The 21,056-nt window shown below is 66.7% G+C and carries 22 protein-coding genes; 20 read left to right on the forward strand and 2 right to left on the reverse strand.

All coding sequences use genetic code 11. From position 1 onward, the window contains the following. The first annotated feature begins 341 nt into the window (after positions 1–341). Positions 342–1,526 carry a DUF2325 domain-containing protein gene (locus tag AC56KW_RS18740; protein WP_497172185.1) on the forward strand — a complete coding sequence of 395 codons (1,185 nt, stop codon included), beginning with the start codon at positions 342–344 and terminating at the stop codon, positions 1,524–1,526. Position 1,527: 1 nt separating this feature from the next. Here AC56KW_RS18740 and AC56KW_RS18745 read toward each other — a convergent pair whose 3' ends face one another. Next, on the reverse strand, positions 1,528–2,775 hold the full coding sequence (locus tag AC56KW_RS18745; RefSeq protein WP_497172186.1) for an aminotransferase class V-fold PLP-dependent enzyme: 1,248 nt from the start codon (positions 2,773–2,775) through the stop codon (positions 1,528–1,530). Between the two features lie 163 nt (positions 2,776–2,938). Between AC56KW_RS18745 and AC56KW_RS18750 the strand changes: the two genes are divergently transcribed. From AC56KW_RS18750 to AC56KW_RS18825, 16 genes are all read left to right on the forward strand, one after another. Then, the gene (locus AC56KW_RS18750; protein WP_497172187.1) at positions 2,939–3,898 is read left to right on the forward strand and encodes a LysR substrate-binding domain-containing protein; all 960 of its coding nucleotides are present in this window, start codon (positions 2,939–2,941) and stop codon (positions 3,896–3,898) included. Between the two features lie 185 nt (positions 3,899–4,083). After that, on the forward strand, positions 4,084–5,901 hold the full coding sequence (locus tag AC56KW_RS18755) for a sensor histidine kinase (RefSeq protein WP_497172188.1): 1,818 nt from the start codon (positions 4,084–4,086) through the stop codon (positions 5,899–5,901). Beyond that, positions 5,898–6,314, forward strand: a complete 417-nt coding sequence (locus AC56KW_RS18760) for a response regulator transcription factor (RefSeq protein ID WP_497172189.1) — start codon at positions 5,898–5,900, stop codon at positions 6,312–6,314. Before AC56KW_RS18755 ends, AC56KW_RS18760 begins: the two co-directional genes overlap by 4 nt. Beyond that, a complete protein-coding gene (locus AC56KW_RS18765; RefSeq protein ID WP_497172190.1) occupies positions 6,304–7,836 on the forward strand; it encodes an HD-GYP domain-containing protein in 1,533 nt (510 codons plus the stop codon). Before AC56KW_RS18760 ends, AC56KW_RS18765 begins: the two co-directional genes overlap by 11 nt. Then, on the forward strand, positions 7,833–9,872 hold the full coding sequence (locus tag AC56KW_RS18770; RefSeq protein WP_497172191.1) for an ATPase, T2SS/T4P/T4SS family: 2,040 nt from the start codon (positions 7,833–7,835) through the stop codon (positions 9,870–9,872). Before AC56KW_RS18765 ends, AC56KW_RS18770 begins: the two co-directional genes overlap by 4 nt. A 5-nt stretch (positions 9,873–9,877) precedes the next feature. Further along, positions 9,878–10,999, forward strand: coding sequence for a type II secretion system F family protein (locus tag AC56KW_RS18775; RefSeq protein ID WP_497172192.1), 1,122 nt, complete (start codon positions 9,878–9,880; stop codon positions 10,997–10,999). Positions 11,000–11,140: 141 nt separating this feature from the next. Then, complete coding sequence (locus AC56KW_RS18780) at positions 11,141–11,710, forward strand: prepilin-type N-terminal cleavage/methylation domain-containing protein (protein WP_497172193.1); 570 nt, start codon at positions 11,141–11,143, stop codon at positions 11,708–11,710. Positions 11,711–11,729: 19 nt separating this feature from the next. Continuing rightward, complete coding sequence (locus AC56KW_RS18785) at positions 11,730–12,284, forward strand: pilus assembly FimT family protein (RefSeq protein ID WP_497172194.1); 555 nt, start codon at positions 11,730–11,732, stop codon at positions 12,282–12,284. A gap of 2 nt (positions 12,285–12,286) precedes the next feature. Beyond that, positions 12,287–12,730 carry a hypothetical protein gene (locus AC56KW_RS18790; RefSeq protein WP_497172195.1) on the forward strand — a complete coding sequence of 148 codons (444 nt, stop codon included), beginning with the start codon at positions 12,287–12,289 and terminating at the stop codon, positions 12,728–12,730. Further along, positions 12,727–13,275: a PilW family protein gene (locus AC56KW_RS18795; protein ID WP_497172196.1), complete on the forward strand. Its 549-nt coding sequence runs from the start codon at positions 12,727–12,729 to the stop codon at positions 13,273–13,275. The genes AC56KW_RS18790 and AC56KW_RS18795 overlap by 4 nt, the downstream gene beginning before the upstream one ends. Next, positions 13,272–14,171, forward strand: a complete 900-nt coding sequence (locus AC56KW_RS18800) for a DNRLRE domain-containing protein (protein WP_497172197.1) — start codon at positions 13,272–13,274, stop codon at positions 14,169–14,171. The genes AC56KW_RS18795 and AC56KW_RS18800 overlap by 4 nt, the downstream gene beginning before the upstream one ends. Next, the gene (gene pilM, locus AC56KW_RS18805) at positions 14,165–15,292 is read left to right on the forward strand and encodes a pilus assembly protein PilM (protein WP_497172198.1); all 1,128 of its coding nucleotides are present in this window, start codon (positions 14,165–14,167) and stop codon (positions 15,290–15,292) included. The genes AC56KW_RS18800 and pilM overlap by 7 nt, the downstream gene beginning before the upstream one ends. Further along, positions 15,285–15,929, forward strand: a complete 645-nt coding sequence (locus tag AC56KW_RS18810; RefSeq protein WP_497172199.1) for a PilN domain-containing protein — start codon at positions 15,285–15,287, stop codon at positions 15,927–15,929. Before pilM ends, AC56KW_RS18810 begins: the two co-directional genes overlap by 8 nt. Beyond that, positions 15,926–16,465: a GspMb/PilO family protein gene (locus AC56KW_RS18815; protein ID WP_497172200.1), complete on the forward strand. Its 540-nt coding sequence runs from the start codon at positions 15,926–15,928 to the stop codon at positions 16,463–16,465. Before AC56KW_RS18810 ends, AC56KW_RS18815 begins: the two co-directional genes overlap by 4 nt. Further along, the gene (locus AC56KW_RS18820) at positions 16,462–16,788 is read left to right on the forward strand and encodes a hypothetical protein (protein ID WP_497172201.1); all 327 of its coding nucleotides are present in this window, start codon (positions 16,462–16,464) and stop codon (positions 16,786–16,788) included. The genes AC56KW_RS18815 and AC56KW_RS18820 overlap by 4 nt, the downstream gene beginning before the upstream one ends. After that, complete coding sequence (locus tag AC56KW_RS18825; protein WP_497172202.1) at positions 16,785–18,110, forward strand: type II secretion system protein GspD; 1,326 nt, start codon at positions 16,785–16,787, stop codon at positions 18,108–18,110. Before AC56KW_RS18820 ends, AC56KW_RS18825 begins: the two co-directional genes overlap by 4 nt. A gap of 13 nt (positions 18,111–18,123) precedes the next feature. On the opposite strand, the gene AC56KW_RS18830 is transcribed toward AC56KW_RS18825, so the two are convergent. Next, positions 18,124–19,125, reverse strand: coding sequence for a DUF4214 domain-containing protein (locus AC56KW_RS18830; protein ID WP_497172203.1), 1,002 nt, complete (start codon positions 19,123–19,125; stop codon positions 18,124–18,126). Positions 19,126–19,459: 334 nt separating this feature from the next. On the opposite strand from AC56KW_RS18830, the gene AC56KW_RS18835 reads away from it, so the two are divergent. Genes AC56KW_RS18835 through AC56KW_RS18845 form a run of 3 tightly spaced genes read left to right on the forward strand, consistent with a single transcriptional unit; the run spans position 19,460 to position 20,847 of the window. After that, positions 19,460–19,954 carry an Hcp family type VI secretion system effector gene (locus tag AC56KW_RS18835; RefSeq protein ID WP_497172204.1) on the forward strand — a complete coding sequence of 165 codons (495 nt, stop codon included), beginning with the start codon at positions 19,460–19,462 and terminating at the stop codon, positions 19,952–19,954. Positions 19,955–20,005: 51 nt separating this feature from the next. Beyond that, positions 20,006–20,473 carry a M74 family metallopeptidase gene (locus AC56KW_RS18840; RefSeq protein WP_497172205.1) on the forward strand — a complete coding sequence of 156 codons (468 nt, stop codon included), beginning with the start codon at positions 20,006–20,008 and terminating at the stop codon, positions 20,471–20,473. Further along, on the forward strand, positions 20,470–20,847 hold the full coding sequence (locus AC56KW_RS18845; RefSeq protein WP_497172206.1) for a hypothetical protein: 378 nt from the start codon (positions 20,470–20,472) through the stop codon (positions 20,845–20,847). Before AC56KW_RS18840 ends, AC56KW_RS18845 begins: the two co-directional genes overlap by 4 nt. The last annotated feature ends 209 nt before the right edge of the window (positions 20,848–21,056 follow it).

Raw genomic sequence — 21,056 nt, forward strand, 5'->3', positions numbered from 1 at the left:
TCCGCTGAAAAACCGCCGTCCCGAACAAAAAAAGGGCATCTCAAAATGTCGAGGCGGTCTTGCCGCCAAAAACTGGGGCCGCGCTGAAAATCGTCAATTGATCAGTGCTTCCCTAGACAATGTATTTCCTTCCGAATAATTAGGGTCAGGGTCGAATTAAAAGCAATTCTAAGGAATTGCTCAATAAATCTACTCTGACCCTGGGTTGGGGTGGGTGCACGGGTGAAGATTTTGCTTGCGTGGCATGGTGGCTCATATAGAATAATGAATGAGAATCATTATCATCTGATCGGGGGTGTTGCCGGTCGGCCTGCCGCTACCCTTGCGTCGAGAGGAACCACATGTGCGACAAACACGCTGCGAACGTACCCTGCCCTGCTGACAGCCTGCAGGGCTCGCGCCGGCGGCGCGTCTGGGAGCTTTCTCATGCATGCCATTGCCCGCTGGTAGGGGTTGGGTTGCCGCTCAACGGGTTGCGCAAGCTGGTGGAGAAGGTGACCGGAGGGAAGGTGCTGCACGACGACTACGATATCCACGTCGGCACCGTCAGCGAATGCGCGCTGCGTACGCCTGTCGCCGACGCGGTGCAGAAGGAGCTCGAGCGCCGCTATGCGCACCATGTCCAGCGCTTCCGCGCGGCCAAGACGACCGGTCAGGTCGAGGCCTTGTGGGACGCCGCGGTCGCTGCCGGCGATGTCGCAGGCGCATTCTGGGCGGGGCTGTCGCATCCGCGCTGCAGTACGGCCCTCGAAGAAAAGATGTGCCGCGACATCCATATGGTGCAGCACCAGGCCGGGGCCTGCGCGCGCGCCGATATCAACAAGTTCAACGCCGTCGTCGCCGACAACGCGCGCCTCGAGCGCGAAGTGGCGCGGCTGCAGGAACGCTGCAATGCGCTGGGCCAGGAAAAGACCGTCGAGAGCGAACGCCACGAAAACCAGCTGATGGCGGCGCGCGCGGCGACCATCGCACGCGATGCCGATGTCCAGGCCCTGCGCGCCGGACTGGCGCGGCTGCAGGCCAGCGTCCCCGAACTCGATACGCGCGAGCGCCTGGTCGAGCGCGTGGCGCAGATGGAAGCGCGCGAGCAGGCGCTGCGTGCGCAGTTGGCCGAGCTGAAAACGGTGCGTGCGCCGGCACCGGCGCTGGACGCCGAGGCGATGCCCGAGCCGATCCAGGCGGTGCCGGCGGCGATGCCGGTGCGCCTGGAAAACCGCAGCGTCCTGTGCGTCGGAGGCCGCAGCAGCAGCGTGCCGATCTACCGCAATATGATCGAACGCGTCGGCGCCCAGTTCGCCCACCATGATGGCGGCCTGGAGGACAGCAGCAGCCAGCTCGATGCCAGCCTGGCCGCGGCCGATCTCGTGATTTGCCAGACCGGCTGCATCAGCCACAGCGCCTATTGGCGCGTGAAGGACCATTGCAAGCGCCACGGCAAGCGCTGCGTCTTCGTCGACAATCCAAGCGTCTCGAGCCTCGTGCGCGGCCTGCAGGAAGCCGCCACCAGAGAACCCCAGGCCAGCTGAATCACGCGGCCAGCGCGCGGATCGCCGCCACCAGGCGCTCCAGCTGCGCCGTGGTCGTGAAATACGAGGGCGTGACGCGGATGCAGCTGCCGCCGACCGGACCTTCGCGCGCCACCGTAAAGACGCCGTAGCGGTCGAGCAGGGTGCGCGCCAGCGCCACGTTGTCCTCGAACGCGGTCTTGCCTTTCAGGCGGAACGACGTCAATGCGCCCGCCATTCCCGCGTCGTCCGGCGTCAGCACCTCGACCTGAGGCATGCCGCGCACCTTTTCTACCCAGTAGTCGCGCAGCGAGCGCAGATGCGCGGCGCGCGCGGCCAGCGGAATGCGCGCATGGAAGGACAGCGCCTTCGGGATCGTCATCACCGCCGCCACGTTCAGCGTCCCGGCGTTCACCCGCGCGCGGATGTCGGTCGGCGGATACTCGGTATTGCCGCAATCGATATCGATGTCCTGCAGGCGACCGTCGCGGATGTACAGGAAGCCCAGCCCGAGCGGCGCGCCGATCCACTTGTGCAGGTTGGCGCCGACGAAATCCACGCCCAGGTCGGGGATGCGAAAGTCGAGCTGGCCGAACGAATGCGCGATGTCGGCCACCACGTCCACGCCGCGCGCGCGTGCGATGCGCGCGATGTCGGCCACCGGCAGCACCAGGCCGGTGCGGTGGTTCACGTGCGTGAGCAACAAAAGCCGCGTGCGCGGATGCCGCTGCAATGCGTCGGCATAGGCGTCGATGACGTTCTGGCGCGTGGCCGGCTCGGGAATCGTCACCGACACCAGCGCAGCGCCGCGGCGCTGCGCCAGCGCGCGCATCGCGTCCATCACCGTGCCGTAATCGAGGTTGCAGATCATGACCGTGTCGCCTGCCTGCAGCGGGCGGTAGTTCAGGATCAGGTTCTGCAGCGTTTCCACTGCGCTGCGCGTGATCGCGATCTCTCCGGGCGCGACGCCGGCATACGCCGCCAGTTGCGCCCGGATTGCAGCCAGGTCCTCGCGGTCGAAACGCGTGCGCAGATAATGCGTGTTGTGGCGGTTCAGGTAGTCGAGATTGCGCTTGTAGTCCTCCAGCACCGGACGCGCCATGATGCCGTAGTAGCCGTGTTCCAGGTTGACGATGTCACCGGCCACGTCGTACCCGGCATCCTGGCCCGTATCGCGCTCGGCACGGGACGCGGCCGGCGCGCCCCCTCCCAGCGTCAGGCCGGCGGCGCCGCACAGCAGGCTGCGACGGCGATAGGCGAATGGTTTCATGAAAAGACTCCCGCAAGATTGGATGTGCAGGAAAGTATAGGCAGCCGCAAGCCGGCCGGCGCAGCCCCTGGATGATCACCCCATAAGCGCCATTGATACCCCGGTCCCGCACGCCGGCCGCCGGGTTAGACTCCATTTACCCGCCACCACCGGAACACCCCCCATGCTCAGCCGCGACATCGAGATCTTCCGCACCGTGATGACCTCGGGCTCGGCCACCCGCGCCGCACGGGTGCTGGGCTTGTCGCAGCCGGCCGTCAGCATGGCGCTGCGCCGGCTCGAGAAGCGCGCCGGCCTGGAACTGTTCCAGCGCCCGGGCGGCAAGCTGCAGCCCACCCAGCAGGCGCAAGCCCTGCTGGCCGAGGTGCAGCGCCACTTCGTCGGCATGGACGTGATCGAGCAGCGCATCCGCAGCCTGAAGCAGTTTGGCGCAGGCCGGGTGCGCATCGCCGCCTTTCCCGGCCTGGGGACGGGGTTCGTGCCGCGCGTGCTGGCCGACCTCGCGGCCGCGGGCACGCGCAGCATGGTATCGCTTCAAGTCATGGGGTCGCAGGACGTGCGCAGCCAGGTCCTGCGCGACGAGGTGGAGCTGGGCATCGCGGCCCAGGACATCTCGACCGCCGGCGTCGAGCACGCGCTGTTCGCGCACTACTTTGGCGTGGTCGCCCTGCCGCAAGACCATCCGCTGGCGCGCAACAACGTGATCACCCCGAAGCAGCTGGCGCGCCATCCCTTCGTCGCCCTGCATCCGGACGACGCGGTGAGCCTGCGCCTGGACGCGATCTGCCGCGCCCACGGCGTGCAGTTGCAGACGGCGGTCGAAACCTCGTACACCTTCAGCCTGTGCGAACTGGTGCGCAACCAGATCGGCGTCGCCGTGGTCAATCCGGTCACGGCGGTCGACTACCTCGATGCGGGCATCGTGTTTCGCCCGTTCTCGGAACGGCTCGCGTTCACGGCGCTGACGATGTGGCCCGCAGGTCGGCCGCTGTCACCATTCGTACGCCAGATGCTGGCGGCGATGCGCGGGCGGCTGCAGGTCGACATGGATGGCTTGCGCGCGACGATGCCGCAGGGTTCGGCCAAGCCGGTGCTGCACCAGTTCCATTCCGTCATTAGTTAAAAATCGATAACATTGCCTTAACTACCACGATGCTGACGTCAAATGGCCTTGCCTCGTCATTGAATACAACGGTGTCGGCCATCTGACCGCGCACGATTGCAATTCTATTTGCCATCGGAAAACTCTACGCCTATAGTGGCTCTTGTTCCCAATGTGACAATTTGCATTTTAAAAATCACGATCGTATGAAACTCAACCGCATCGGCATCATCCTGATCGCCTGCGCGCTGGCGGCAATCACGCTGGTCGTGGCCTTGCTGGTCGTGCGCCAGCAGGACAGCCAGGCGGCGCAGGTACGGATCAAGGGCGTAGGCCTGGTGAAGTCGCTCAGCACCGTGCCGATGACGCTCCTTACCGACAATGGCAAGAGCGGCGGCCTGCTGGCGGCGCTGCTGGCCTACCACGACAACGGCGACTTCGCCTACGCCACCATCGGCGACGCCAGTGGACGCACGCTGGCCGAAGTCGCGGGCCGCGGCAGCATGACGCCGGCCGTGCCGCTGCCGGCGAGCGCCGCGAACGGTTTCGGTGAACGCACGCTGCCGGCCAGCGCGGGCATGGCCGCCCTGCGCGAGTTCTACGGCCCGCTGGCCGACCGCAGCATGGGCACGGTATTCGTGCGGGTTGGCTTCTACCAACCGAGCTATACGGTGCTGGCCCAGGACGTGTCCTTCCTCGCGGTGCTGGCGTTGGCCATGTTCCTGGTCGTGCCGGTGGTCTACCTCGTCATCAAGCGCGAGATGCGTCCACTGGCCGCGCTGTCGGCCCAGCTGCGCACCCTGGCGGCGCCCACCCGGCGCGACGACGGCGACAGCGGCGACATGCGTGAACTGATCGCCAATATGCAGGATTACCTGACCCAGGCCAGCGCGCGCATCGCCCAGCTCGAACAAGGCGCCCTGAATACCACGGCCGACAACCGCCTGCTGCAATACGGCAGCAAGAAGCTCAACGCCGCGCTGCAGTCGCTGCCCGACGGTCTGCTGATGCTCGATCCGGCCGGCGACGTCACTTTCGCGTCGGGCAAGATCGAACCGCTGCTGGGCATTCCGATGGAGCGCATCGTCGGCCAGCCGGTCGACAGCTGGTGCTGCGACCCGGCCCTGCGCGGCCTGCTGGCCCGCTACAGCGGCGACGTGCGCGACAACGCGCGTTCGCATGCGGTCGGCTTCGCGCCCAGCAACGTCGAGGGCCGCCAGTTGCAGGCAAGCGCGCAGCCGCTCAGCGGCGGCCACGGCACGATGTCCTTCGGCACCCTGGTAGTGCTGCGCGACGTCACCCGCGAACACCTGGCGCGCCAGGCCGGCAATGATTTCGTGGCCCATGTCTCGCACGAGCTCAAGTCGCCGCTCAACGTCATCGGCATGTACGCCGAGATGCTGGCCGACAGCGACGAGGAAAGCCTGCGCGTGGAATCGCTCAACGTGATCCAGGACGAGATCGAGCGCATGAACGCGCTGGTCGGCAACCTGCTCAACGTCAGCAAACTGGAAACAGGCAGCATGAGCCCGGAGCGTAACCGGGTCCGTCTCGACGACCTCTTGCGCGACGCCTATGACCAGGCCTTGCCGCGCGCCGAGGGCAAGGAGCTGCGCGTGCTGCTCGACTTGCCGCGCGAACTCGAGGCGGTAGCCATCGACAAGGACCTGTTCCGCATCGCGCTCAACAACTTGCTCACCAATGCCATCAAATACAACCGCCCCGGCGGCAGCGTGACGCTGGCCGCCCGCAATGAGGACAATGAAATCGTGATCAGCGTACGCGACACCGGCATCGGCATTGCGCCCGCCGACCAGGGCCGCATTTTCGACAAGTTCTACCGCGTCAGCGAAAGCGACGCGCCGGTCAAGCGCGGCGGCCACGGCCTCGGCCTGTATTTGGCGGCCCAGATCGTGGAACTGCACCATGGCCGCATTGTGCTCGACAGCGAACCAGGCATCGGCAGCACCTTCTCGATCCACCTCAAGATCGTGTCGGCTCCCGCCGGCGCCGCCGTGCTGTGAGCGCGCGCCGCATCCTGCTGGTCGACGACGAGCCGCATGTGCTGCGCGTGCTGCGCCTGGCGCTCGAACGCGAAGGCTACGCCGTCGACACCGCCGCCGACGGCCATGCGGCGCTGGCCTGCATGGCCGAGCAGCTGCCCGATGTGCTGATCAGCGATATCCAGATGGACGGCATGGACGGCCGCACCTTATGCCCGCTGGCGCGCGCCACCTATCCCGACCACCCTTTCCTGATCCTGGTCATGACCTCCATGACAGCGCTCGACGAGCGCGCCTGGGCGCGCGAACTCGCCAATACCGAGTTCCTGGAAAAACCCCTTAGTCCGCGCCAGCTCGTGGCGCGTCTGTCCCGCCATTTCGCCGCCCTGGCATCCACGCCAGGCCATCCGCCGGAGCCCGTCCATGCCGCATAAGTTGTTGCCCGCCCTTGATTTCACCCGCCATGCGCGCTGGCTGCAACGCAGCACCGGCAGCGTGCATGCGCTGGCCGTGTGCGACGCCAGCGGCGCGCCATGCTGGAGCGCGCCCGGCCACGAAAGCCTGGCGGACTGGCTGGCGGAACTGAACGCCGGCGGCTTCGCCTGGCCGTGCAACGGCGACGGCATGCAGCGCCACGACAGCGGCGAATCCAGCCTGCTGTACCTGCCGATCAAGGCCAAGGGCCAGCTCATCGGCTACCTGGCGGTGCGCGGCGCGGCCGGCGCCGACGGCGCGCCGTTCGCATGGGATGCGCTGGCCGAGGCGCTCGAAGACATGGCCGCCGCCATCGGCGAAGAGTGCAGCGTGCAGGGCGAACTCGATGCCATGGCCGGCGAACTGTCGGACCGCTACGAAGAACTTCACCTGGTCTATGCGATCGACCGCCAGGTCCAGGACATGACCAGCGGCGACGACATCTTCGGCAGCCTGCTCGAAAGCTGGGCCGCCCACATGGACGCCGACGTGGCCGCCTTCATCAAGCCGGGCGACAACCTGTGCGTGTCGGCCACCAACCTGTCCAAGCCGATCCATAACCTCGACCTCGTGCTGGTGGAAATGCGCGGCGACCTGTATCGCTTCGCGCATTCCTCGCGCCAGCCGATCGTGATGAACGAGCCGGGCGACCCGCGCCGCGCCTACATCTTCACCGACATGCCGTTCAAGATCCTGTGCTGCCCGGTATTCCAGGATAAATCGGTGGTGGCGATCCTCGTGCTGCTGAACCACGCCCACAAGGACGACTTCAGCAACAGCGACCGCAAGCTGGGCGAAGTGCTCGCCAATCACCTGTCGAGCCTGTCGCGCATGCACAGCATGCTGGCCGAGACGAGCAAGTTCAACCAGCAGATGGCGGCGGCCCTGATCGAGGCGGTCGAAGCGAAAGACCCGTACACGCGCGGCCACAGCGAGCGCGTGCACCACATCGCGATGGAGATCGGGCGCGCGCTGCGCCTGCCGGCGCGCGAACTGGACAACCTGTTCTGGGGCTCGCTGCTGCACGACGTGGGCAAGATCGGCATCCCGGACGCGGTCCTGTGCAAGCCGGGCCGCCTGACCCGCGACGAGTTCACCTTCATCATGGTGCATCCTGAGCGCAGCTATGAGATCCTGCGCCACATCGACCGCCTCAAGGGCGCCGTGCCGGGCGCGCGCCACCACCAGGAAAAATACGACGGCACCGGCTATCCGCATGGCCTGGCCGGCAACGATATCCCGTACAACGCGCGCATCATCGCGGTGGCAGACACTTACGATTCGATTACCAGCTCGCGCGCCTACCGCGCCGGCCGCAGCCACGAAGTGGCGCTGGCCGAGATCGCGCGCTGCGCCGGCACCCAGCTCGATCCGGGCGTGGTCGCCGTGTTCGAACAGGTCTGCCGCGCCGAGCCGGACTGGATCGCCGCCTTCGGCATCGCGCGCGACCCGGCGGCCGCAGCGGCGGCCTGCGCCGCATGAGCATCGACGCCGTCTCCGCCGAACGGATCACGAAGAGCCGCATCGGCGCGATGACCTACCTGGCGCCGCTGACGGCGCTGGTGGCGGACGACGCGGTCCAGACCCTGCAGGCGGCGCTCAATGAATGCGTGGCCCAGCACCAGGTGTCGATCGTGGTTGACCTGGGCAAGGTAACGCTCTTGTCGGGCCACGCGCTGGGCATGATGGCCGACATGGGCGAGCGCCTGGCGGGCCTTGGCGGCTGGCTCAAGCTGGCCTATCCGAATCCGCTGCTGCAAGAGATCCTGGCCGCCACTGGCCTGCTCGAGCAGTTGCCGCTGTTCGACGCGCGGCCGGCCACGCCACGCCGCGCGCGCGAGCCGGGCAGCAAACTGGGCGACATCCTGGTCGAACGCGGCGCCGCCAGCGCCGAGCAGGTGGCCGAAGCGGCGCGCCTGCAGGACCAGACCGGCAAGCGCATGGGCCTCATCATGGTCGAGCGCAAGTGGATCACCGAGGCGGCGCTGTACCAGGCGCTGGCCGACCAGCTGTCGCTGCCCTACGTGAACCTGCGCACCGGCCTGTACGATCCGGGCGCGCTGGCGCTGATCGAACGCGACGTCGCGCGGCGCCTGAACGTGCTGCCGCTGTTCCGGGTCGGCGACACCCTGACCGTGGCCAGCGCCGAGCCGCAGGCCATCCACGCCATCGACGAGATCCGCACCCGCACCGGCAACCGGATCCGCATCGTGGTGGCGCCGCCGGCCGACATCCGGCGCCTGGCCGACGAAGCCTATGGCGGCGCCCTGCCCGACTTCATCCATACCGAAGCGAGCGACCTCGAACTGATCGAGTCGACGATTCCCGACGATTACACCCAGATCGACGAGATGGCCGGCGCCAGCCCGGTGATCAATATGGTCAACGCCGTGATCCAGCGCGCGATCCGCGACGGCGCCAGCGATATCCATATCGAGATCTCGCGTAACCGCGCGCGCATCCGCCTGCGCATCGACGGCGTGCTGTACGAAGTCATGTCGCCCAAGGTCGACCAGCATCCGGCCATCGTGTCGCGCCTGAAGGTGATGGCCAACCTCGACATCGCCGAACGGCGCCTGCCGCAGGACGGCCGCATCCAGGTCGCGACCCAGGGCCGCACGGTCGACCTGCGCTTTTCTTCGCTGCCCGGCATCTATGGCGAGAAGGTGGTGCTGCGGGTACTGGACAAGAACCAGTCGATCCTCGATGTCGACAAGCTTGGCATGCAGGTGAACGCGGCCAGCGCCTTCAAGCGCCTGCTCGGCCGCAGCCACGGCCTGATCCTGGTCACCGGACCGACCGGCAGCGGCAAGACCACCAGCCTGTACGCCGCGATCAGCCATCTCAAGAGCATCGAAAAGAATATCGTCACGATCGAGGATCCGGTCGAATACCAGCTCGACATCATCAACCAGAACCAGGTCAACGACGCGATCGGACTGACGTTCCCGAAAATCCTGAAGCACGTGCTGCGCCAGGACCCCGACATCATCATGATCGGCGAAGTGCGCGACCGCCAGACCGCCGAGATCGCGGTGCAGGCCGCGCTGACCGGCCACCTGGTGCTGACGACGCTGCACACCAACGACACGCTGGGCGCGGTGTCGCGCCTGGTGGAGATGGGCGTGGAGCCCTATCTGCTGTCGTCGGCCCTGATCGGGGTGATGGCGCAGCGCCTGGTGCGGCGCGTGTGCCAGGGCTGCCGCACCAGCTATCTGGCCACGCCCGAGGCGGCCGCCGCCTACCGCTGGCAGGGCCAGGGCGACCTGCGCCTGATGCGCGGGCGCGGCTGCCCGTCGTGCTACGACTCGGGCTACAAGGGCCGCATGGGCATCTACGAGCTGCTCGAAGTCGGCCCCGAACTGCAGCGCATGATCGTGGCCAACGCCAGCAAGGACCAGCTGACCGCGCATGTCGCGGCCGCCGGCCACCGCGACCTGTACGCCGACGGCATGGCGCGCGCCTTCGATGGCCACACCACGCCCGAGGAAATCGCGCGCGTGGTGCATTCCTTCTAGACCCGATGCCCATCGAACTCGATCCCCCCGCCGCCGCCCGCGCTGGCGCGGCGCCCGCTCCCTCCCGCCGCCTGTTCGCCGGGCTGGGAGAGAGGCCTCCTGGACTGCGCGAACGCGCGCTGTTCACCGAGCGCCTGGCGCTGCTGCTCGAGACCGGCGTGCCGCTGCACGCGGCGCTGCAATCGCTCCTTGAACAGACCGAACACCCGCAACTGCGGTCCATGATCGCGGCGATGTGCGACGACATCCTGGGTGGCGAGCGTTTCTCCGTCGCGCTGGCGCGCCACCCCCTGTTCCCCAGCACCTATGTCAACCTGATCGCCGCCAGCGAGGCAGGCGGCTTCATGGCCGAAGTGCTGGTACAGCTGGTCGAGATGGACGAGAAAGAAGAAAAGCTGCGCGCCACGCTGGTCTCTGCCCTGTCGTATCCAGTCATCCTGCTGGTGTTCTCGTTCGCCGTGGTGCTGTTCATCCTGGTGTTCGTGTTTCCCAAGTTCGAGACGATGTTCGCGTCGATCCACGACCAGCTGCCCTGGACCACGCGCGCGCTGCTGGCGACCAGCCAGGTGCTCACGGGTCACGGCGCGGTGGTGGCCGCAGCAGCCGCGGCGCTGGCTGGCGCCGGCTGGATGCTGTCGCGCCAGCCCGAGGTGCGGGTGGCCATCGACCGCGCCAAGCTGCGCCTGCCGGTGGTGCGCGAGATTTTCGCCCGTATCTACCTGACCCGCCTGCTGCGCGTGATGGGCATCTCGCTCGAACGCGGCGTGACCATCCTCGCCACGCTCGAAGCCTGCCGCGCCGTGGTGCCCAATGCCGACATCCGGCGCTTCATCCGCGCGCTCGAGGACGATGTTACCGAGGGCAAGGGCATCGCCGCCGGCTTCCAGGCCAGCGGCTTCGTGCCGGTGGCGGTGCGCCAGATGATTACCACCGGCGAGGCGACCGGCACGCTGGGGCGCGTGATGACGCGCATCGCCGACGCCTACGACCGCGAATTGACGCGCGAACTGGCGCGCCTGTCGAAGATGGCCGAGCCGTTCATGCTGCTGGTGATGGGCATCGTGGTCGGAACCATTGTTAGTTCATTAATCTTGCCGATATTTAAATTATCACGAAGCATGGGATGAAGTGTTAACCAAACACCACACCTCCCCACGCACTGTTGAATATTGATGACATGAGGCAACACGTGCGTGTTACGCTTGAGCATTAATAATTTCAATGAATAAAGTCACATTCTGGGCTTTATCAAATAGGGCGGAAAATCCATGACCACTTCATTCAAGCGCACCGCGATGGCCGGTTTTACCCTGATCGAATTGCTGATCGTGGTGATCATCCTGGCGATCATTTCGGCGATTGCGATCCCACAGTTTTCGTCGGCGACTGGCGATGCGCAGCAGGCGGCGCTCGACGCCAACCTGGCAACCGTGCGTAACTCGCTGGAACAATACCGCGCCCAGCATACCGGCAACGTGTATCCGGGCGCCACTGCAGCCACGGCTGGCACCGGCTGCACGCAAGCCCCGCCTGCGCCCGAGGGCGGCGTCACCACCGCCGGTTCGGCCGGCGCGATGCTTAATCAACTGCGCTATCCGACCAATGCCGCAGGCGAAACCTGCGCGGTCGGCGACGCGACCAACTTCCGCTTCGGCCCTTACCTGCGCCAGGGCCTGCCGGTGGAACCAATCAATAATATCGCCACTGTCGTCGTGACCGATGACGGTGTGCCGATCACCGCGACCGCCGCCGGCGGCTGGGCCTACGATACTCGCTCGGGCCAGTTCATCATGAACAGCACCGTCGAGTTCAACGGAGTCCCTTACTCGCAGCGCTGATCGATCAGCTCCTTTCGGGATGGAAACGGGGTGCCAGGACGGCTATACGCTGCTCGAGCTGCTGGCGGTGGTGGCGATCCTGTCGATCGCCGCGCTCGTCGCCATTCCGTCGTCGCATCCGGTGGCCGAAGCGCGCGCCGACGCCGCGGCCGGTGAAGTGGCGCTGGCGCTGAAGTTCGCGCGCGACGATGCGCGCCGCACCGGCCAAGAGCGCCTGTTCGGCTGCGACCAGGCGCTGAACCGGATCATGGTGCGTCCGATCGCGAGCGCCGGCGCCGATACCGTTGTTTCTTCAGCCTATGTCGACCACCCCGCCAGCCGCGCCCCATACCTGGTGCGGCTGGCTTCCACTCCCGCGGGTAACACGATGACCCTGACGCGCTGCACCTTCACCTTCGCTGACAACACATCGGCCGCCACCGTCGTCTTCGACGCGGACGGCAACCCGGTGCGCGGACTGGGCAAGGCGGCAATGCGCACGCAAGCCCTGCGCAGCGGCACGGTCGTCCTCGGCGCCGGCAACGCCACCCGCACCGTGGTCGTCGACACCACCGGCCGCATCACGATTTCCTGACGATGTCTGTTTCGCTGTCCAAGCGCGTCTGGCGCCACCGCTGCGCCGGCATGACGCTGCTCGAAGCCGTGCTGGCCGTGCTGCTTCTGTCCATCTGCCTGGTGCCGGCGGCCAACGCGCTGCGCGGCGCCATCGCGGCGCCGCTCGACAACGAAAGCGCCGCGCGCGACCTGGACTGCGTGAGTTCGCGCATGGAAACCGTGCTGGCCGAGCCCTACCAGCGCCTGCTCGCGGCCGCCGGCGACCCGGCCGCGCCATCGAGCTACTCCAGGCCGGCAAGCGGCGCCTGTCCAGCGGTCGCGGTGGTCATCACCCGTTACGGGAACGACGTGACCCGCCGGATGGGGCCGGCCGGCAACGGCGAGCACCTCCTATACGTCGGCGCCGAAGTGGCCGATCCCGCCGCAGCCCACCGTTTTCCACTGGCGACGCTGGTGACCCGATGAGCGCGCCGCGTCTCCACGCCGGCTACACGCTGGTCGAGCTCATGGTAGGCCTGGCGATCGCCGCCATCATCCTGCTGCCGCTGGCCGACCTTCTGCGCTCGAGCGCCGACAGCGCGCACCTGGTGCGCACGCGCCTGGACCTGCACGCCGACGCCGGCTTCGCCCTCGACCGCATCGCGGACAAGGCGTCCCGGGATGATACGAGCATGCAGGAAGCGGCCGGTTTCAGGGTGACCGTGCCGGCTGACGCCAGCGCAACCATCAAGGCTGAGGCGATCAGGGAAGAAACGACAAAATGGCTCACGAAGCTGGGCTTTTGCGAATACCACGACGTGAAAAAGAAGATTCCTCCCGAGTTGCGTGAAGCCGTTAGCTGTACTGGTCCCTCGGGCAGCGGCGTCATCGCATCGAACCAGACGCGGCTCGAGGTGACGTCGCCCGATACCGACGTCGCCGCGCTCACCGTGCGCATCGTATTGACGCTGGCCACTGCCGATGCCGCAGTGACGCGCAGCCGCACGGTGCGGATTGGAGCCTATCGATGAGACGCCGACTCCAGGATGGCGCGGTGCTGCTGGTGGTCTCGCTCGCGCTGGCCACGATCGCGGCGCTGGCCGTCGGCATGAACCGCGCGGCCGGCGCGCAGGCCGGTTCGGTGCGCGTCGACTACGAACAGCGCGCGGCCGGCTACCTGGCCGAAGCGGGCGTGGCGGCGGCCAAATGGAGCAGCCAGGTCAGCGGCTGCACAAGCGCCTCGGTGGCGGCGACGCCACTGGGAGCCGGCAGCTTCGCCGCCGAGGTGCCATTCCAGAACGGTCGCGTCAAGAAAATCCACATCGTCGGCACCGGTACCGTCAACGGCGATACGGTGCGCAGCGTGGCAACGCAGGGGTCGGTTTCCCTGTTCGACCTGTCGAAACAGGAGCCGGCGGCGGCGCTCAAGGGATCGAGGGACATCACGATCGATATCCTGCGCAGCGAATCCGACGACGAGGACGAGCGCCTGACGCTGGTCCACGAGGGTGCGCACGCACTGCTGCAATTTTCGACCGCCGAGATCAAGAACGGCTGGCAGGTGCTGGCGGCCACGCTCACGCTGACGCCGTACGGCAGCAACGGTGTGGGCGGCGCGGTGGCGGTGCACCGCCTGACGACGCCCTGGAACGACGATGCCAGCTGGAGCCGACCGACTGAAGAAGGCACGCGCTGGAACGGCGGCAACTACGTCGGCCAGCCAGCGGCCAGCGCGCTCGTCTCCGGCACCGCCAGCACCAGCTGGGACGTAACGGCACTGGTCGACGACTGGTCCAGCGGCCGGGCCTCCAACCATGGCATGCTGCTGCGCCTGGCCGCTCCTTCTTTCCCCGTGCGCTTCTACAGCCTCGACGCCTCGTCCAGCCGGCGTCCGCAACTGCGCGTGTTGAGCGCCAAACCATGCTGACCGACGACACAATGATCAAGCGCTTTCTTGCCCGGCTGCGCCCCGGCCTGCGCGGCGCGCCGGCGCGTCCGATCGGCGCCGACTTCGCCGCTACCCGCCTGAACCTGGTGCAAGCCGAGCTGCAGGGCGACTGCTGGCAACTGCGCGCGGCGGCCTCGGTCGTCTATCCGGCGCCGCGCGAGACGCTCCTCGCCAGTCCGCGCGAACTGAAACGCTTCGTCGACGCCGCGCTGGCGATGGCCCCGTTCGCCGGCCGGCGCGTGGTGTCGGCACTGGCCCCGCATGACGTGCGCATCCTGCCACTGACGGTGCAGGTGCCGCAGGGACAGAGCGAGGCGCAGGCGGTGGCGCGCGCGGCGAGCGAGCAGCTGGGCGAGCGCGCCGCGCAGCACGTGGTCGACTATTACCAGGTGCGCGGCGCCGACCAGGATGGCGGCGAGCGCCAGGTGCTGCTGGCGGCGGCGCCGACCGAGCGCGTGCTGGCTCACCTGGCGATGCTGGAAAGCGCGCGCCTGACCCCGGTGGCGCTGGACATCGGCCCGGCCGCCATCGGACGCCTGCTGGCCGCACTGCATGGCAGCGACGTGGGCCAGTCGGTGGCGCTGCTCAACTTCGGCGCCGCCAGGAGCTACCTGACCGTGATCTGGGGCCGGCGCCTGATGCTCGACCGCGAGCTGGCCTTCGGCGAAGACATGCTGGCCACCGCCGTGGCAGGCGCGCTCGAACTGCCGTACGACACCGCCGCGCGCCTTCTGCGCGAGCACGGCATCGGCGCGCGCGACGCGGTGCTGGACGATGGCGCGCACGGCGAGCTGCGGCGCACCATCCGCGCCATCCTGCACCCGGCCTGCCAGGCGCTGGCCGACGAACTCGCGCACACGCAGGTGTACGTGGCATCGCGCACGCGCGGCAGCTCGATCAGCCGCGTGTACCTGAACGGCAGCCTGGCGCGCTACCCTGACATCGAGTCGCGCATCGCAGAGCTGATTGACGTGCCGGTTCACCTGCTCGACCCGTTCGACGCCTTCCCCGCATCGACGCCGACACCCGGCGCGGCGCAGGCAACGACCGCGATCGCGCTGGCGACCGGCCTGGCCCTGCGCGGAGACGCCAATGGCTGATATCGACATGATCCCGCGCAGCTACCGCGACCGCGTGCGCCTGCGCCACACGGCGCGCCGCACCGGCGCCGCCCTGGCCGCGATCGTCGTGCTGGCCGGCGCCGGCCAGGCGGTGCTGCGCTGGAACGGCGCGGCTATCGACCGCAAGTCCGCGGCGCTGCGCACCGCCGCCGCCAACGCACAATCGACCCAGGCACGCGCCGCGACCGAACGCGAGGCCAGCCTGCGCGCGCAGCAGCGCGCCGCCCTGCTCGGCGCCGTGCGCCGCGAAGGCGAGCTGGCGGCGTTCGCCCGGGCGATCGACACCGCCCTGCCGGCCGATACCTGGCTCACCGCGGTGATGCTGCGACGCAATACGCGCGCGGCGCCACCGGGCGCTGCGCTGCCGAAGGGCAGCTCCGCGCACGAAGCCTTCGCCACCGGCAGCGCCGACGGCGCCGTGCTCCTGCTCGACAGCCAGGTGGAGCTGAGCGGCCAGGCCGCCAGCTATGAAGGCGTCACGAGCTTCCTGGCAAACCTCGGCCGCATCCCCGGCCTGAAGTCCGTGCAACTGCAGTCGAGCGGTGCCAATCTCGAGGCAGGAGCCATCGAGTTCCACGCCACCCTGACGCTGGCGCGACAAGGGGACGCCCAGTGAAACCACGCATCCACGAAGCGCTGGCCGCGCTGCCAGCCAGGCAACTGAACCTGCTCGCCATCGGCCTGGTATTCATTGCCCTGGCGCTGGCCTGGAGCGTTGGCCTGCGTGGCCCGCTCGCGGCCTACCGCCAGCAAAGCGCCGCGCTGGCCGCGCTCGAAGCCTCGCTGGCCACCGCGGAGGGGGGAGCGCCAAGCACGCCTGCCCCATCCAATCCAGCGCTGCCCGCCGCGCCGGTACTGGCCCCGGCGCCGCTGGCGCTGATCGCGGCGGTCAGCGCCAGCGCCGCGCGCACGGGCGTGGCGGTCTCGGCGGCCGCCCAGGGCGCCCAGTACCCGCTGGCGGACCTGCAGGTGCACCTGCTCGACATCACCGCCAGTGGCAGCTACACCGCCATCGTCGACTGGCTGGCCGACATCGAGGCAAGCCAGCCAACGGTCGGCATCGTCCAGCTCTCCCTGCAGCCAGGCGCCGCTACGGACACGCGCACGATCAAGCTGCAACTGGCCATTTATGACATGGGAACCGCGCCATGATCCGCCTACATCTCCTGACCGCGGTGCTGCTCCTGGCCCATGCCTACGCCGAGGCCACGCCCCGCGCAGTGCTGCGCGATCCGTTCGTGCGCCCGGCCGCGGCCCGCCTCGCGCCGCCCGCCGACACTGTCCAGCCAGCGCCGCGCCTGCGCGCGCTGGTACTGGGCGGCGCGCGTTCGCTCGCCAATATCGATGGCCATATCGTGGCCGCCGGCGAGCAGTTCGCCGGCTACACCGTATTGCGCATCGACGCCAACGGCGTGCTGCTCGCGCACGCCGGCCGCGAACTGCGCCTGACCATGCAAGACAAGGATCCCCAATGAAAACGCGCCCGCTCCTTTGTGCGCTGCTCACTCTCCCCGCGTTCGCGTGCGCCGAGGGCGCCGTGGCGCCGGTCAGCGCTGGCGCGCCAGCGCCAGTGGTGCTGGCGGCGCCGGCAACCATGTCGTACACCTTCCGCGACACGCCGATCAGCGAACTGTTCAACATGATCGCGCGCAGTGCGCGCGTGAACATCATGCTTGGCCGCGGCGTGGGCGGCACTGTGTCGATCAACCTGTACGACCTGACGGTGCGCCAGGCGATCGAGGCGATCGCCCAGGCGGGCGGCTACACCGTCACCGAGCGCGCAGGCGGCTTTCTGGTGGAAGACCCGAAGACGGCGCCGAAGGAAGGTGCCGTGCCACTTCAAGTGAAGGCGCTCAAGGTCCGCTACGCGGACGTGACGAAGGTCGGCGCCATCCTGGCGCGCCAGGTCGAGCCGCTGGGCGCGGTGACGGTGCTGGACCAGACCAAGACCGTGGTGATCGAGTCGGACGAGGCCGGGCTTGCACGGGCGACGATGGTCTTGCGCGAAATCGACCGCGCACCGCAGCAAATCCTGATCGAGGCGAAGATCCTCGAGATCACGCTCGACCAGACCGAGAATTTCGGCGTCGACTGGTCGCGCGTGTTCAGCGAGGGGCCTGACATGTTCGGGGCGACCGGTTTCGCCACCCGCGCCGGCCCGCGCTTTTTCCTGAACGTCGTCAACAAGAATATCGAGGCCTACCTGAGCGCGCTGAGCAACAAGGGCCGCGTGCACACGCTGGCCACGCCGCGCCTGCTCGCGCTCGAGGACCAGGAAGCGACGACCAATGTCGGCGACCAGCTCGGCTACCGCCTGACGACGACGATCAACAACGTCACCTCCGAATCGATCCAGTTCCTCGATACCGGCGTGATCCTGCGCGTGACGCCGTCGGTCGACGCCGACGGCCGCATCATGCTCAAGGTACGCCCGGAAGTGAGCTCGGGCTCGGTCTCGGCCGGCATCCCGTCGAAGAAGACCACCGAGGTCAATACCCAGTTGGTGGCCAACGATGGGCAGCCGGTACTGATCGGGGGCCTGATCAAGCGCAGCGCGACCTACCGCCGGCTGGGCGTGCCGCTGCTGTCGGACATCCCCGTCATCGGCGGCATCTTCGCCAGCACCGACGACGGCGGATCGGCCACCGAGACGATCGTCGTCATCACGCCGCGCATCGTGCCGGTTGGCGGCGTGGCGATCGACGGGGTGACCGAGCGCACGCTGGAACAGGCCGAGCAGGCCATGCGCACGCGCAACGAGGTGCTGGACCGGAAACTGGACAGCATCGCGCCCTGAACGCGTCGCGCGGTCAGTCCAGCGCGAGCGAGGTGCTCAGCATGCCGACCAGTTCCACCATTTCGTTTGAATCGGCGATCGCGAGCAGCACCTCGCCGCGGCTCAATGCGCCGCTGTCGATATGCCCGACCCAGCCCGCGATTTCGCCCGGGCTGCCCGTGCGTTCGAGGCCAGCCTGGTACAGGTGGGCGACGAAATCGGCATTGCTCATGGCGCCGGCCGAGAATTCGGAGCCGGCCACGAAGGCGTCGGCGATCCGCGCCAGCGCGGTGCCATCCTCGCTGACGCCGATCCAGTGATTCAGGCCGTCCTGGTCCGGCGCGCGGTCGAACAGGGCGTCGTACATGCGCACCAGGGAGCCGACGTCGGTGGCGCTGAAGTCCATCTCCAGGCCCCGGGATTTTTCGTGGGCCAGCATCGGCCCTGGCTCGGCGGCGAACGCCAGCAGCACGTCGGCGCGGGTGTGGCCCAGTTCGCCGAAGCGCCAGGTGTACTGGCTCAGCTCCTTGAGGTTGCCCGGGCGGTCCAGGCCATTGAGGAACAGCAGGTCGACGAATTCGACATTCGACAGGCCGCCCTGGGTGTCGCTTGAATCCACCAGTGCGGTGGCGATGTCGCGCAGCGACAGTGCGCCGGAGGCGTGCATCCCGTTCCAGTAAGCGAGCCCCTCGTCATCCGGGGCGGTATCGAACAAGGCTTCGTACATGCGCCCAATGACGCCGCCCGGCGACATGTCGGGGTCGCCGCCGACGAAGCGCAGCTTCTCGACATTGGCAACGGTGTCGACGCCATCGAGACCTTCGTGGCGGTGGGACAGTACGATGCGCCCGGGCTCGACGCGGATCGTGTAATAGTCGCGGCTGATGCCCCTGAGGATCAGGGTATCGATGCCCAGGCCGCCGTTGACCGCCTCGGGGCCGGGCTGCTCGTACAGGAGGTTGTCGCGATCGTCGCCGGCCAGCACCTGGCGGGCAATCGCGGATTGGGTACGTGGATTATCGCTGCTGGTGATCATGGCCGCTCCCGATATCGTGTGACCAACAGTATATCGGGACTATGTATCGAACGGCTCACGATACGTGCAGACAGGCCGCCCAAAAAAACGATAGGACCGGGACAGTCACCTTCATCTCGCACATCCGAGACGCGTTGGGGTGTTACGCCATCCAGAGTCACCAGCGTCGCAACCGCGGGCGGCCATACAGCGGGCATCGAGATGGGCATTCATCCGATTCGCGGCCCCACGAAACACTCCGAGCACCAGGAGAAAGATCTATTGTGAATTCCCAATCCCTAGGAGGTTTGGCTGAGGAAAAATAGCGATGCACTCAGCTCATCGGAGACGACACATGGCACTCGACGCATACTTGCAAATCGACGGCATCAAGGGAGAGTCGGCTGATTCAGCACATCAAGGCTGGATTGAAGTCGCCTCGACTCATTGGGGTGTGACACAACCCAGAGTCACCACCGCATCGACGGCAGGCGGCCACACGGCCGGGCATTGCGAGCATCGCACCTTGTCGCTTACTAAACCAGTCGACCTTGCCTCGCCAGTCCTCATGCAGCACTGCTCGATGGGAAAGACCATTCCAAAGGCAAAGCTTGAGTTCATGCGTGCCGACAGCGACGGCAAGCCCGTCAAGTACTACCAGGTCGAACTGGAGAATGTGCTGCTGTCACACATGGACCAAGTAATGCATGACGGTGGCCTGCTCCAGGACGAGATAGGACTCTGCTTCTCCAAGATCAAGTGGACTTATGTTCGGCAGAAGATCGGTGGCGGCGCAAGCGGCAGCACCTCAGGTGGCTGGGACCTCGCGGCCAAAAAATGCTGCGCATGAGGACGGGCCACGCCTATCCCCATTCAACCACGCGATCAACTTGGCCACTTCATGCTTCCCCAAGCGCCAGAGGAAGCGGGCTACTACGTCTATGGCAACGTCAAAGGCGTGCGCGGAACTGGATACCTGGCCCAGTACGCTCATCCCAACATGCTGTCCGTTATCTTCCGGGTTGAACGAGAATGGCAGGCGATTGATGATCGGAAGTTCGGCATCGGGAACATCAGTGTGGCCGGTGGCCTCAGGTTCGACCATGCCACCCATATGAAGGGTATCGAGATGGACATCCGCCCGGTCCGCAAAGACAAGTTGGTCGGCCGGGCTGCCCGGTGTTCGTACAGGGATGCGGTCTATGATCAAGCGGCCACGATCAAGCTGGCCGGTCTTTTTTTCCAGCATCCGATTGTCAGAATCATCTACTTCAACGACCCCAAAGTACGCGAGGTTTGCGGGCCGCGCGTGAAGCCCTGGCCCGACCATGATGATCATCTTCACATCGGACTTTGGGAGCGGCCATGAACCTTCGTTTGACTTGTCTTGCTGGCGCAATAGCGCTGGCATCGATCGCCCATGCAGGCGCGAGCAAGAGCCAAGGTCGATATTTGGCTGAACCGCTTACCGGCGATTTTTACATGTATGGTGGCAGCATCGGCGACTCGACTCCGCCGACAGAGAAGGACAGGAAATTGTCATTGATGGTGACAGGGGCGCTTGCGAAGGATTTGTTCGATCATCTTGGACCGGACCTGAAAGAAGCTTGCGGCGCTGGCCCTGAGCAACGGCAGCGAAGCAAAGGCGATCTTAGCTGCCTCTGGACGAAGGGTGAAGGCTACTCATGCTACGTCGGCCTCGATGTTCGAACCGGGAAGAGCATGCGAGGACTGAGCTGCTGACAGTCCATGCCAAATATGAAGACTGGAAGGAGACCAGCGTCGTCCCGGACACGGGTCCATTACAACAATGCCGTAGCCGTAAGGGGAAGCGTGTCACTCACGTCGCAGCATCCTGGACGCATCGGACAGGGTCAAGTATTTTTTGATCCGGGTTACATAGCGGTTACACGAACAACGCGAGTGCGACGAGAAGAAAAAAGGGTCACAAG

It is taken from the genome of Telluria sp. RT2P19, from assembly GCF_059685725.1.

Bases quoted from the DNA above. Each gene is read 5' to 3' on its own strand.
- AC56KW_RS18740 (WP_497172185.1), top strand. From the start codon at position 342: ATGTGCGACAAACACGCTGCGAACGTACCCTGCCCTGCTGACAGCCTG.
- AC56KW_RS18745 (WP_497172186.1), bottom strand. From the start codon at position 2,775: ATGAAACCATTCGCCTATCGCCGTCGCAGCCTGCTGTGCGGCGCCGCC.
- AC56KW_RS18750 (WP_497172187.1), top strand. From the start codon at position 2,939: ATGCTCAGCCGCGACATCGAGATCTTCCGCACCGTGATGACCTCGGGC.
- AC56KW_RS18755 (WP_497172188.1), top strand. From the start codon at position 4,084: ATGAAACTCAACCGCATCGGCATCATCCTGATCGCCTGCGCGCTGGCG.
- AC56KW_RS18765 (WP_497172190.1), top strand. From the start codon at position 6,304: ATGCCGCATAAGTTGTTGCCCGCCCTTGATTTCACCCGCCATGCGCGC.
- AC56KW_RS18770 (WP_497172191.1), top strand. From the start codon at position 7,833: ATGAGCATCGACGCCGTCTCCGCCGAACGGATCACGAAGAGCCGCATC.
- AC56KW_RS18775 (WP_497172192.1), top strand. From the start codon at position 9,878: ATGCCCATCGAACTCGATCCCCCCGCCGCCGCCCGCGCTGGCGCGGCG.
- AC56KW_RS18780 (WP_497172193.1), top strand. From the start codon at position 11,141: ATGACCACTTCATTCAAGCGCACCGCGATGGCCGGTTTTACCCTGATC.
- AC56KW_RS18785 (WP_497172194.1), top strand. From the start codon at position 11,730: ATGGAAACGGGGTGCCAGGACGGCTATACGCTGCTCGAGCTGCTGGCG.
- AC56KW_RS18790 (WP_497172195.1), top strand. From the start codon at position 12,287: ATGTCTGTTTCGCTGTCCAAGCGCGTCTGGCGCCACCGCTGCGCCGGC.
- AC56KW_RS18795 (WP_497172196.1), top strand. From the start codon at position 12,727: ATGAGCGCGCCGCGTCTCCACGCCGGCTACACGCTGGTCGAGCTCATG.
- AC56KW_RS18800 (WP_497172197.1), top strand. From the start codon at position 13,272: ATGAGACGCCGACTCCAGGATGGCGCGGTGCTGCTGGTGGTCTCGCTC.
- pilM (WP_497172198.1), top strand. From the start codon at position 14,165: ATGCTGACCGACGACACAATGATCAAGCGCTTTCTTGCCCGGCTGCGC.
- AC56KW_RS18810 (WP_497172199.1), top strand. From the start codon at position 15,285: ATGGCTGATATCGACATGATCCCGCGCAGCTACCGCGACCGCGTGCGC.
- AC56KW_RS18820 (WP_497172201.1), top strand. From the start codon at position 16,462: ATGATCCGCCTACATCTCCTGACCGCGGTGCTGCTCCTGGCCCATGCC.
- AC56KW_RS18825 (WP_497172202.1), top strand. From the start codon at position 16,785: ATGAAAACGCGCCCGCTCCTTTGTGCGCTGCTCACTCTCCCCGCGTTC.
- AC56KW_RS18830 (WP_497172203.1), bottom strand. From the start codon at position 19,125: ATGATCACCAGCAGCGATAATCCACGTACCCAATCCGCGATTGCCCGC.
- AC56KW_RS18835 (WP_497172204.1), top strand. From the start codon at position 19,460: ATGGCACTCGACGCATACTTGCAAATCGACGGCATCAAGGGAGAGTCG.
- AC56KW_RS18840 (WP_497172205.1), top strand. From the start codon at position 20,006: ATGCTTCCCCAAGCGCCAGAGGAAGCGGGCTACTACGTCTATGGCAAC.
- AC56KW_RS18845 (WP_497172206.1), top strand. From the start codon at position 20,470: ATGAACCTTCGTTTGACTTGTCTTGCTGGCGCAATAGCGCTGGCATCG.